We start from the raw sequence: 12,545 nt of genomic DNA on the forward strand, positions 1-12,545 counted from the left end.
CCCGCCATTTGTGACACCAGGTTCGTATGCCGTGGGGCTGGATCAGGGGTTGCCTACGCCGCTGCTCGGCGGACCGGGAAGTGGCGCCGCCAGTCCTGCTTCAGGTGCACGATCACGCCCTTGGACGCGAGTGCCCTGGCGACGCGGGCAAGCGCCAGGTCAGGACGCACGAACAGATCTGGTGAGCGAAGGATGATCAGGCGCCATTCCAACTCATCGAACTCTTCGCGCCGGTCGATATCGTTCTGCCACTGTTCGTCGTTCTCGGCGTGCTGCCGACCGTCGTACTCGACCCCGAGTCGCAGCTTTAGATAGCCCATGTCGATCCGGCGCTTGATGTTGCCCTCCTCGTCGCGGAAGACGATGTTGACCGTCGGCTCTGGAATGCCCGCGAGCACCATGAGCAGCCTCACCTTCGTCTCCTGAGGTGAGTCGACCCGGGATCGGACCAAAGCTGCTGCCTCGCGCGCGAGGCGAGCGCGTTTTCCGCGGAAGGCTGCCGCTGCTGCAACGAGTTTCTGGGGCGTCGTTGCCTTCTTGCACAGCGTGTCGCCTGCGACCACGAGGTCGACGAGTTCAAGTTCGCCGGCCAACTTGAGAAAGGTTGCCTCCGGTGTCGTCACCCGGAGTCCGTAGCGCATGGTCGTCGGTGGAGGCTGCGCAGGACGGTGCATGCGCAGACCCTTGATCAGCGTCCGCTGCTTGCGATTGAGCAGGATCTCGACATCGGCGGAATCGGGAACGATCGCGCCCCACAACCTGGCGGCTGACCGGCCGCAGATCGCTCCCTCCGGCACTGCGAGCAGCGCCGCCTTGCACAGGATGTAGTTGTCGATCGGCACCTCCGAAGAGACATGCACTCCCCAGACCAATTGAGTGAACGCGCGGCTCTTCAGTTCGCGTTCAGTGAACCCGGCGCTGATCGCTCGGTGGCGCAGGAACGGCTTCAGGATGTCGATGTCACGATTCACGTTGTTGGACATGACGTCAGCATCCCGGAACGCGGCAAAGTGACAGGCGCGATATCCACAGGGCCGGGCACACGGCATACGAACCTGGTGTCACAAATGGCGGGTGGGGAGCGCTGCGACGTGCCGGACCCGACGAACCTGGTGTCACAAATGGCGGGCCGGCGCGGCACGGCCGCCTGCGGTCAGGCGCCGAGGGCCGCGGACACCACCTCCTTGGCCTCGGCCTGCACCTGCGCCAGGTGCTCGGGACCCTGGAAGGACTCCGCGTAGATCTTGTAGACATCCTCGGTGCCGCTCGGGCGAGCCGCGAACCACGCGGACTTGGTCACGACCTTGAGGCCGCCGATCGCCGCATCATTGCCGGGTGCCTTCGTCAGTTTGGCCGTGATCGCCTCTCCCGCAAGGGAATCCGCCTTCACGTCGTCCGGTGACAGCGCAGCAAGCTTGGCCTTCTGCTCGCGGTTGGCCGCTGCGTCGATGCGGGCGTATGCCGGGTCGCCGTGCTTGGCGACGAGCGCGGCATAGTGCTGGCTGGGGGACTTCCCGGTGCGCGCCTGGATCTCGGAGGCGAGCAGGGCCAACAGGATGCCGTCCTTGTCGGTGGTCCAGACCGAGCCGTCCGTGCGCAGGAAGGAGGCGCCGGCCGACTCCTCGCCGCCGAAGGGCCCCGACCCGTCGAGCAGGCTCGGCACGAACCACTTGAAGCCGACCGGCACCTCGACGAGCCGCCGTCCGAGGTCGGCCGCAACGCGGTCGATCATCGAGCTGCTCACGAGCGTCTTGCCGATGAAGCCGTCCTCACGCCAGCCCTCGCGCGCCCCGCCGTAGAGGTACTGGATCGCGACGGCGAGGTAGTGGTTGGGGTTCATCAGGCCGGAGTCCGGCGTGACGATGCCGTGCCGGTCGGAGTCGGCGTCGTTGCCGGTCGCGATGTCGTAGTCGTCGCGCTTGTCGATCAGGCTGGCCATCGCGCTGGGGGACGAGCAGTCCATCCGGATCTTGCCGTCCCAGTCCAGCGTCATGAAGCGCCACGTCGGGTCGACCAGCGGGTTGACGACGGTGAGGTCGAGCCTGTGCCGCTCACCGATGGCGCCCCAGTAGTCGACCGCTGCGCCGCCGAGCGGGTCGGCCCCGATCCGCACCCCCGCCTCGCGGATCGCGGCGATGTCGAGGACATTGGGCAGGTCGTCGACGTAGGTCCCCAGGAAGTCGTATGCCGCGCAGGCGGCTCGCGCTCGCGTGAACGGGATCCGCTTGACCCCCTTCAACCCGTCGCGGATGTAGGCGTTGGCGGCAGCCGCGATGACCTTGGTCGCGTCACTGTCGGCCGGACCACCATGCGGGGGGTTGTACTTGAAACCACCGTCGCTCGGCGGGTTGTGGCTGGGCGTGACGACGATGCCGTCGGCCAGTCCGATGCCTGGGCGCATGTCGTCGACGGTCGTGAGCTTGCCGCGGTTGGCGGTGAGGATCGCGTGCGAGACCGCCGGGGTCGGCGTGTAACGGTCCTGGGCGTCGACGAGGACGGTCACGTCATTGGCGACGAGCACCTCGATCGCGCTGGCCCAAGCCGGCTCGGACAACCCGTGCGTGTCGCGTCCGAGGAAGAGCGGCCCGTCGAAGCCCTGGCCCTTGCGGTAGTCGCAGATGGCCTGGGTCGTGGCGACGATGTGGTCCTCGTTGAAGGCGGTGTTGAGGCTGCTGCCGCGGTGTCCCGAGGTCCCGAAGGCGACCTGTTGGTCGATGTCCTCGGGGTCCGGCTTGCCGGTGTAATACGCCGTGATCAGGTGGGCGATGTCGACCAGGTCGGAGGGCTCTGCGAGTTGTCCTGCGCGAGGGCTGTTCATGGCGCCCATCCTTCCATCGGGGACCCGGACGCCGCATCCCTTCTCCGTTCCCTCTCGGCGCAGGCCCCTGGGGCCGATCCACGCCGACAGATCTCGCGCGGGGACGCAGGTATACCTGCGTCCCCGCGCGAGATCTGTTCCTGAGAGGTCAGGCGTTGCCGTCGGTGCCGCCGTCGCGCACCGGCGCTGTCTCCGGCTCTGACTCCGACAGCGGCACTGACTCCGGCGCCGGCTCTGACTCCGGCGCCGGCTCTGACTCCGGCTCCGGTTGGGACTCCGGCGCGGGCAGAGTCTCGGTGTGCGTGACGGGCGCGAGGTAGAGCGTCGAGAGCGCGGCGACCCGCACCGTCACGTGGTGCGGCTGGTTGTTCCAGTGCTCGTCGACCGCGGTGACGACGACGTCGGCCTGCGAGGCGCGTCCGTCGCCCTCGAAACCAGACGTGTCGAGGATGACCTTCCAGTCCCCGCCGCGCGGCACGCCGATCCGCACCCACTCCTTGTCCTGGCCTGAATAGTTGGCGATCACGGCCACGACGTCTTCGCCGCTGCGGTCGTGCTCACCGAACCGCAGGAAGGAGAAGGTGTTGCCGCCCTTGTCGTCGGCATCGATCCACTCGAAGCCGGCCGGCTCGGAGTCGAAGGCCCACAGCGCCTTGTGCTCCCGATAGATCCGGTTGAGCTCCTTGACCAGGTTGTGCACCCGGTAGTGCGCGGGGTCCTCGAGCAGCCACCAGTCGAGGGAGCGCCCGTCGGCCCACTCGCTCTGCTGCGCGAACTCCAAGCCCATGAAGAGCAGCTGCTTGCCCGGCTGGCCCCACATGTGGGCGAGGAAGGCGCGCAGGGTGGCGAGCTTCTCCTGCTTGGACCCGGGGATCTTGCCGGGCAGCGAGCCCTTGCCGTGGACGACCTCGTCGTGGCTGATCGGCAGCAGGTAGTTCTCGCCGAAGGCGTACATGATCGAGAAGGTGATGAGGTTGTGGTGGTACTGGCGGTTGACCGGCGACTCCTTGAGGTAGCGCAGCCAGTCGTTCATCCAGCCCATGTTCCACTTCAGCCCGAATCCGAGACCGCCGCTGTCGGTGGACTTGGTGACGCCGGGCCAGGAGGTGGACTCCTCGGCGATCGTCACGATCCCCGGGACCCGCTTGTATGCCGTGGCGTTGGCTTCCTGGAGCAGCCCGATCGCCTCCAGGTGCTCGCGTCCGCCGTGGATGTTGGGGATCCACTGCCCGTCGGCGCGGGAGTAGTCCAGGTAGAGCATCGAGGCGACCGCGTCGACGCGCAGGCCGTCGGCGTGGAACTCCTCGAGCCAGTAGAGGGCGTTGGCGACGAGGAAGTTGCGCACCTCGCGACGGCCGAAGTCGAAGACGTGCGTGCCCCAGTCGGGCTGGTCGCCGCGACGGGGGTCCGGGTGCTCGTAGAGAGCGAGGCCGTCGAAGCGGGCCAGGGCGAAGGCATCGCGCGGGAAGTGCCCCGGGACCCAGTCGAGGATGACGCCAATACCGTTCTGGTGCAGGACATCCACGAGGTACTTGAAGTCGTCCGGGTCGCCGAAGCGGGCGGTCGGTGCGTAGTAGCCGGTCACCTGGTAGCCCCATGAGGGGCCGTAGGGGTGCTCCATGACCGGGAGGAACTCGACGTGCGTGAAGCCGAGGTCCTTGACGTAGTTGACCAGGTGCTCGGCCAGGTCGCGGTAGGACGAGCCCTGTCGCCACGACCCGAGGTGCACCTCGTAGACGCTCATCGGACCGTTGTGCGGGTTCGATTCCTGCCGCCGGTCCATCCAGTCGTCGTCGCCCCACTGATGGTGCGAGTCCTCGACCACCGAGCCGGTGTTGGGCGGGCACTCGGTGCGCCGAGCCATCGGGTCCGCCTTCGCGCGCACGACGTCGTCGGCCCCACGGATCTCGAACTTGTAGATGGACCCCGCGCCGACACCCGGGATGAAGAGTTCCCAGACTCCGGACCGGCCGATCAGGCGCATCGGGTGGATCCGACCGTCCCAGCCGTTGAAATCGCCGATGACACGCACGGCCTTGGCCCGCGGGGCCCAGACGGCGAAGGAGGTGCCGGTGACATTGCCCATCGGGCCGGGGTAGGTCTGCACCCGCGCGCCCAAGACGGTCCACAACTGCTCGTGCCGGCCCTCATTGACCAGGTGCAGGTCCATCTCGCCCAGGGTCGGGGCGAAGCGATACGGGTCATCACTCTCGTGCTCGACCCCATCTCCCCAGGTGGTGAGGACGCGGTAGTCCATGGTGGTGTCCACGTCCGGACGGACCGCGCTGAAGACGCCCTCCGCTTCGTGCGCGAGCGACAACTCCTCACCGTCCTCGAAGCGGACGCGGACCTGGCCGGCCATCGGCTTGAGGACCCTGATCCGCAGCCCTCCGTCCTCGAGGTGTTGGCCCAGCAGGTCGTGCGGTTGCTGGTGTCGACCCTGGACGAGGGCAGCGATCGCGCCGGACACCTCGTGACGGGGAGTGGGAGTCACCTATGTCTCCTTCAGGGTTTCGTCGTGACCGGCGGTGAGCCGGTCGATGGCCTGGAGTGGGATGCTGACCCAGTCTGGCCGGTTCCGGGCCTCGTACACCACTTCGTACATCGCCTTGTCCAGTTCGAAGGCGGTGAGAAGTGCGGAGTGGGCACGCGGATCGACGCCGGAGACCGCGGCATACCCATCGAGGAAGGCCCGCTGGGTGGCGGTCACCCACGGCCTGGCCGACCCCGGATTGTCCTGCTCCCACGATCCGCCGCAGTAGTCGAAACTGCGCAGCATGCCGGCGACGTCGCGAATCCACTGATCGGGCAGGACGCGCTCGGCGAGCGGTCGAATGGGCTCGCCCTCGAAGTCCAGCAGGATCCACCCACGAGTGGGGGAATGGAGCACCTGACCCAGGTGATAGTCACCGTGGATGCGCTGCATCGGTGGCCACGCCACGTCCGCTGCCTCCGCGAGGATCCGGTCCACCAGCGGGGCGAAGCGGGCGAGTTCGTCGACCTCCGCGACCGCCGCCTCGAAGCGTCCGCGCATCTCGTCGACGATCGCCGAGCCGGTGTCGTGGGTGGTCGGCGTGGTGCCCAGGGCCTCGGCGAGGATGCCGTGCACCCGCGCCGTCGCCTCGCCGAGCAGTCGTGCCGGCCCCGTGAAGTCGGTGCCCTCGTCGACGGCGACCGAGGCCACCCGCCACGCGTCCTGCACGCCGGGCAGGAACTCCTGGGCGAAGGCCAGGTGGACGGTCTGCGGCGTGCCGATCGAGTCCCCATTGCCGGGGGCGTATGCCGTCAGGTCCCACTCTCCGCGCACCGAGCCGACCACGGCCGGCACCCGCTCGCAGCCGGCTTCGCGCAGCGTGGTCTGCAGGACGACGTCGGGGTTATCGCCCGGGGAGAGCATCCGGAAGACCTTGATGATCACCGGGCGGGCGGACCCGTCGCTGGTCACCGTGTCGACGATGATCGACGTGTTCGACTGTTCGCCGGCCAGGACCCGCGACGAACCGAAGGAGAGGTCCTCGGTCCACGTGGTGGCGGGCACCCCGACGTAGCGGTCATCGACCGTGTCCGACTCCGTCGAACTCTCGGCGTGGACCCGGCCTCGCACGAACTCGAGGAGTTGCTCGGCATAGACAGGGTCGTGGGTGCCGTCGTAGACCCACCGTTGGCCGAGGACGCCGTGCTCCGTCGTGCCGACCAGAGCGTGCTCGAGCTCCTCGACGGGAGCGCTGCGATAGGTCAGCGGCACCTGATAGGCCACCGGACCCGTGCCCGCGTCGTCCCAGACGATCAGGGTCTCGATGCCCACCTCACCAGCGGGATCACCGAGTCGCCAGGCGTCGATCCGAGTCAACTGCGGCTCGTACCCCTTGGCGGCATACCACCGTTGCGCACCCATCCACGCCGTGAGCAACTCGAGTTTCGAGGGGCGGACGTAGGTGCCGGTGTGGATCTCAGCCACGGTCCTCGTCCGTCTCCAGAGCCAGCCAGAACCAGCCGCGGTCGCCGAGGGTGACCGGGACGCGGCCGTCGTCGCCGACGACGTTGAAGACCGCGCCGCCGATGACATCGCGAACCCGCGCCCCGGCATACTCCTCGCCCAACTGCACCGACGCACCCTGGGCGGTCGACGACAGGTTGTTGACGCAGAGCACCGTGCGGGCGGACCGGTCCTCCGGCGTGCGGTTGCGCTTGTCCGTGCGCAGGAAGGCCAGGACGCGCTCGTTGCCGGACTCGACGACGGTGAAGTCACCGACCCCGAAGACTGGGTGCTCCTTGCGTGCTGCCAGCACCTTGCGCAACCAGTGCAGGAACGAACTCGGCTGTGCCATGGCGGATTCGACGTTGATCGCCCCGCGGTTGAAGGCGAGGGAGTCGACAACGGGGAGGTAGAGCTTGCCCGGGTCGGCGCTGGAGAAACCGGCGTTGCGGTCCGGGGTCCACTGCATCGGCGTGCGGCTCGCGTCGCGGTCCTCGAGCCAGATGTTGTCGCCCATGCCGATCTCGTCGCCGTAGTAGAGACAGGGTGAGCCGGGCAGGGAGAGCACGAGGGCGTGGATGAGCTCGACCTCGGCGCGGCTGTGTTGCCGAGCAGCGGCCAGAGGCGGCGGCGGATGCCGACGTTGGCGCGCATCCGCGGGTCCGGGGCATACCAGCCGTACATCGCGGCGCGCTGCTCCGGCGTGACCATCTCGAGGGTGAGCTCGTCGTGGTTGCGCAAGAAGGTGCCCCACTGGCCGCCGGCCGGGATGGGCGGGGTGTCGGCGAGGACGTCGATGATCGGGGCCGCGCGCTCGTCACGCAGGGCGTAGTAGAGCATCGGCATGACGGGGAAGTGGAAGCACATCTGGCACTCCGGCTCCTCGTCGCTGCCGAAGTAGTCGACGACCTCAGCCGGCGGTTGGTTGGCCTCGGCGAGCAGGATCCGACCGGGATACTCCTCGTCGACCATCGCTCGGATCTCGCGGACGATCTCGTGAGTGCGCGGGTGGTTCTCGCCGTTGTGTCCTTCCTCCTCGATGAGGTAGGGGATGGCGTCGAGGCGGAAGCCGTCGATGCCCATGTCCATCCAGAAACGGACGACGTCCTTCATGGCGTCGATGACGGCCGGGTTCTCGTAATTCAGGTCCGGCTGGTGGGAGAAGAAGCGGTGCCAGAAAAACTGCCGCCGGACCGGGTCGAAGGTCCAGTTGGACTCCTCGGTGTCCACGAAGATGATCCGGACACCGGCGTACTTCTCGTCGGTGTCGGACCACACGTAGAAGTCGCCATACGGCCCCTCGGGGTCACTGCGCGAGGCCTGGAACCACGGGTGTTGGTCGCTGGTGTGGTTCATCACGAAGTCGGTGATGATGCGTATGCCGCGGGCGTGCGCCTCGCCGACGAGCTGGCGGAAGTCCTCGATGGTGCCGAATTCCGGCAGCACGGCGGTGTAGTCGGCGATGTCGTAGCCGCCGTCACGCAGGGGAGAGGCATAGAAGGGCGGCAGCCAGATGCAGTCGACACCGAGCCACTGGATGTAGTCGAGCTTGGAGATCACCCCCTGGAAGTCGCCGGTCCCCGAGCCGGTCGTATCCGAGAAGGCCCGGGCGAGCAGTTCGTAGAAGACGGCCGTCTTGAACCACTCCGGGTCACGCCGGAGGCCGGGGACAGGGCTCGCGCCGGTGGGGAAGCCAGACACCTTTGTTCGCTCCTACACGTCAGGGGACAGGACGTCCAGACCATCATTCACCATCGCACGGTAAGCGGTTACGCGAACCGTGAGAGCGTTTTCGCGCCTGATCCTCTACCGTTGAGCGGAAGTCTCGACGACGCGACCGGCATACCTTCCCCCCAGCACCCTCAGGAGTGCGCGTGACCGACGCCCCCACCCCCCTCGACCTCGTTGCCGAGGACCCCGAGAACGACCGCACCGACGGCGCACCGGTGAGCCTCTCCGAGAGCACCACCGGTGGCGCTTCCGAGAGCACCGACGGCCACGCCTGGCGCCACGAGACCGGGCCGCGGCATACCCCCACCTCCACGCTGGCCAACGGTCCGGTCATCTCCCCGCCCCACACCGTGGACGCCTTCGTCAAGGCCTTCCTCCACGAGTTGAACTTCGGTCAGGGTGTGCCCCTGTCGCGGTCCTCGGTCAACGACCAGTACCTCGCGCTCGCGCGCACGGTGCGCTCCTACCTCATGGCGCGCTGGCTGGAGACGGCCCGCCGGCGCCGCACCGACAAGCCGGCCAAGATGGTCGGCTACCTGTCCGCCGAGTACCTCCTGGGCCGACAGCTCGACAACGCCCTGCTGGCGACCGAACTCACCGACATCGCCACCGAGGCGATGGTGGCCTGCGGCATCGAGATCGACGACCTGCGCCAGCAGGAGGTCGAGCCCGGGCTGGGCAACGGTGGCCTGGGCCGCCTGGCCGCCTGTTTCATCGACAGCATGGCCACCCTCGGCGCGTCGAGCATCGCCTACGGCATTCGTTACGAGTACGGCATCTTCCAGCAGACCTTCGTCGACAACCGACAGGTCGAGAAGCCGGACGCCTGGCTGTCCATGGGCGGGCCCTGGGGTGTCGTGCACCCGGAGATGGAGGTGCCCGTGAACTTCGGCGGGCACGTCGAGACCTACGTCGGCGAGGACGGCCGTGAGCGTCGGCGCTGGACGCCGGCCTGGGGCGTCATGGCGCTGCGCTACAACTACATGGTCCCCGGTTACCAGAACGGCGTCGTCAACACGCTGCGCCTCTGGCGGGCCCGCGCAACCGAGTCCTTCGACCTGCACATCTTCAACGCCGGCGACTATGCCGAGGCGGTGCGCGCACAGACCTTCGCCGAGAACATCTCCAAGGTGCTCTACCCCGAGGACTCCACGCCGCAGGGCAAGGAGTTGCGGCTGCAGCAGCAGTACTTCTTCGTCGCCGCGTCGATCAAGGACTTCATCCAGCACACGATGCCCAAGGACTTCGACGTCCGGGACCTGCCCGAGCGGATCATCTTCCAGCTCAACGACACTCACCCGGTCATCGGCATTCCCGAGCTGATGCGCATCCTCCTCGACGAGCACGACCTCGAATGGGAGGAGGCGTGGGCGATCACCAAGCAGTGCTTCGCCTACACCTGCCACACCCTGCTGCCCGAAGCGCTCGAGGTCTGGCCGGTGTCCCTCATGGAGCGGCTCCTGCCGCGCCACATGGAGATCATCTACCGGATCAACGAAGACTTCGTCGCCGAGCTGCGTGAGACCTACCCGGGCGACGAACTGCGCGTGCGGCGGATGTCGATCATCGCGGACCACCCCGAGCGCTCGGTGCGCATGGCCCACTTGGCCACGGTCGCGTCGGTCAAGGTCAACGGCGTGGCCGCCCTGCACAGCGAGTTGCTCAAGGAGAAGGTGCTGAACGACTTCTCCGAGCTGTGGCCGGAGCGCTTCACCAATGTCACCAACGGCGTGACGCCGCGCCGCTTCATCAAGCTCTCCAACCCCGAGCAGTCCAAGCTCATCTCCGACACCATCGGCAAGGGCTGGGTCGCCAACCTCGACCGGCTCGAGGAACTCGTGGGTTATGCCGACGACGCGGACTTCCGGGAGAAGTTCCGCGCGGTCAAGGCGCACAACAAGACGCGCATCCGCAACGTCCTGGTCTCCCGGGACGGCATCGCCCTCCCCGAGGGTCACCTACTCGATGTCATGGTCAAGCGCCTGCACGAGTACAAGCGGCAGTCGCTCAAGCTCCTCCACATCGTCACGCTCTACGACCGGCTCATCTCCGGTGAGGTCGAGCCGTCGACGGTCACGCCGCGCACGGTGGTCTTCGGCGCCAAGGCGGCCCCCGGGTACGCGATGGCCAAGGAGACGATCTTCCTCATCAACTCGGTGGCGCAGACGGTCAACAATGACCCGCGCGTCGACGGTCGCCTCTTCGTCGCCTTCCCACCGAACTACAACGTGACTCTGGCCGAGAAGCTCATCCCGGCTGCGGACCTCTCCGAGCAGATCTCGCTCGCCGGCAAGGAGGCCTCGGGCACGGGCAACATGAAGTTCGCGCTCAACGGCGCACTGACGATCGGCACCGACGACGGTGCCAATGTCGAGATCCGGCAGCTCGTCGGCGATGAGAACTTCTTCCTCTTCGGGATGACCGAGCCCGAGGTGGCCGAGCTCCAGGCCAAGGGTTACCGGCCGGGTGAGTACTACGAGCGCGACCCACAGTTGCGCCGCGCGATCGATCTCATCGCGAGTGGTCACTTCACGAAGGGCAGCCGTGACGCAGTCAGCTCCTTCGTCGGCGACCTGCTCTACAACGACCGCTTCCTCGCCCTGGCCGACTACGCGGCCTACATCGAGGCGCAGGACAAGGTCGAGGCCGCCTACGGCGACCAGGACAACTGGTCACGGATGGCCATCCTCAACGTCGCTCGGACCGGGTTCTTCTCCTCGGACCGCTCGATCCGCGACTACATCGACCGGATCTGGCACGTCAAGACTGGCGTCTGACCGCGGCATACCGGGACACGGCTGGCCTTGGGTGTCGGGTTGAGGGGGTCAGGACCCCCTCAACCCGACACCCAAGCGGCAGTCGCGGCCAACTCGGTCGCGCATCCGGGCCGGCCGCAGGTCATCGGTCGACCGGTCCAGCCCCTGGCGCGCAGGAGCGCACCGACCTCCGCCGCCGTCGCGCAGACGGTGACGGCGACGTCCGGCCAGAACACGCGGTTGGTGAAGCGGCCGGCGCCGCCGAGCCGTCGATCCCGACGACCGTCCTTGATCCGGCTGGCCCACTCCTCGTGGCCCAACCTCCCATCCACCTCGATGACGACCCCGAAATCGGCATAGTCGTTGTCATGCACTGATCCACCGTTCACCCTGCTGGCAGACTGCCGGATCGCGGTGGGCAGGCGATGTGCTCGCTCGACGTCGCGCACGTAGCGGACCTCGGCCGCCGAGTGGGCGCCCGACGTGACATCGGCCATCGCCTCGCGCATGAGGGCGCCGTGCCGGAGGCGGGTGCGCTTGGCCAACTCCGCCTCCAGCGTCTCCACGGGGACGAGGCGCTTCTGGACAGCTAGCGCCAACCAGGCCAGTGCGCCATCGGGCTCGCTTCCGGCGGCGCAGTCGATGATCGTCGACGCCTTCGTCGTGCGCCACGGGAAGGTGAGGGGATCAACGCGCTCGTCCCACCGGCCGATGCGCCGTAGGGCAGCGCCCTTGACCGGTGTGATCGTCCGGGGGGCGGAGATCGCCAGTTGGATCGGGGCGCGGGCGACTCCGGGCATCTCCCAGGCCCGGGCGGCTGCAGTCCCGAAGAGGGCTACAGGTGGGCTCTGCAGGCTGCCCTTGTCGGACCTGAGATCGGTCGGTCCCCGGCCGGTCACGGCGAGAAGCGCAGCCGCTGCATCGACCTCCCACCCGCTCTTGCCGGGGGCGGTCTGGTAGACGCCAGAGGCGACGCGCACCCAACGGCGAGTGCGCAGGCAGTGCCGAATCTGTTCGACGGACATCCCAGCCCTCAGGCACTGGCCTCGGGTGACCAACTCGAACTGGAAGCGCGCTGCCAGCAGCAGGGGCGGCCAGTCGACGGTCCGGGTTGAGTGCGGCATACCCTCCAGCGTGCCGGGCCGAAGTGACGCGGCGGGCGCTGTCCACAGGGCGCGGGACCCTGACGTCGGCAGAGCCACACAGGTGTCGGGTTGAGGGGGTCAGGACCCCCTCAACCCAACACCCAGGCCTCGACGGCCTC

Annotated in this window: 6 protein-coding genes and 1 pseudogene; 1 reads left to right on the forward strand and 6 read right to left on the reverse strand. The window is 67.7% G+C overall.

Features of this window, described 5'->3' with window-relative positions; all coding sequences use genetic code 11:
• Positions 1–53 precede the first annotated feature (53 nt).
• The 5 genes and pseudogenes from BN10_RS05720 to treS form a co-directional block, all read right to left on the reverse strand.
• Positions 54–983 (reverse strand): hypothetical protein, encoded by a 930-nt coding sequence (locus tag BN10_RS05720; RefSeq protein ID WP_010850243.1) that lies wholly within the window; start codon positions 981–983, stop codon positions 54–56.
• 170 nt (positions 984–1,153) lie between these two features.
• The gene (pgm, locus tag BN10_RS05725) at positions 1,154–2,818 is read right to left on the reverse strand and encodes a phosphoglucomutase (alpha-D-glucose-1,6-bisphosphate-dependent) (protein ID WP_010850244.1); all 1,665 of its coding nucleotides are present in this window, start codon (positions 2,816–2,818) and stop codon (positions 1,154–1,156) included.
• 148 nt (positions 2,819–2,966) lie between these two features.
• Entirely contained in the window at positions 2,967–5,312 is a 2,346-nt protein-coding gene (glgB, locus tag BN10_RS05730) for a 1,4-alpha-glucan branching protein GlgB (RefSeq protein WP_198014015.1), read from the reverse strand.
• Positions 5,313–6,776 (reverse strand): maltokinase N-terminal cap-like domain-containing protein, encoded by a 1,464-nt coding sequence (locus tag BN10_RS05735; protein ID WP_051369630.1) that lies wholly within the window; start codon positions 6,774–6,776, stop codon positions 5,313–5,315. It lies immediately after the preceding gene.
• A pseudogene (gene treS / locus BN10_RS05740) lies at positions 6,769–8,495 on the reverse strand (maltose alpha-D-glucosyltransferase). The gene BN10_RS05735 and the pseudogene treS overlap by 8 nt, the downstream one beginning before the upstream one ends.
• Before the next feature lie 173 nt (positions 8,496–8,668).
• Between treS and BN10_RS05745 the strand changes: the two are divergent.
• Entirely contained in the window at positions 8,669–11,302 is a 2,634-nt protein-coding gene (locus tag BN10_RS05745; RefSeq protein ID WP_010850247.1) for a glycogen/starch/alpha-glucan phosphorylase, read from the forward strand.
• 59 nt (positions 11,303–11,361) lie between these two features.
• On the opposite strand, the gene BN10_RS15610 is transcribed toward BN10_RS05745, so the two are convergent.
• Positions 11,362–12,405, reverse strand: coding sequence for a hypothetical protein (locus BN10_RS15610; protein WP_010850248.1), 1,044 nt, complete (start codon positions 12,403–12,405; stop codon positions 11,362–11,364).
• Positions 12,406–12,545 lie beyond the last annotated feature (140 nt).

It is taken from the genome of Phycicoccus elongatus Lp2, from assembly GCF_000367525.1.
Taxonomy (GTDB): domain Bacteria; phylum Actinomycetota; class Actinomycetes; order Actinomycetales; family Dermatophilaceae; genus Phycicoccus_A; species Phycicoccus_A elongatus.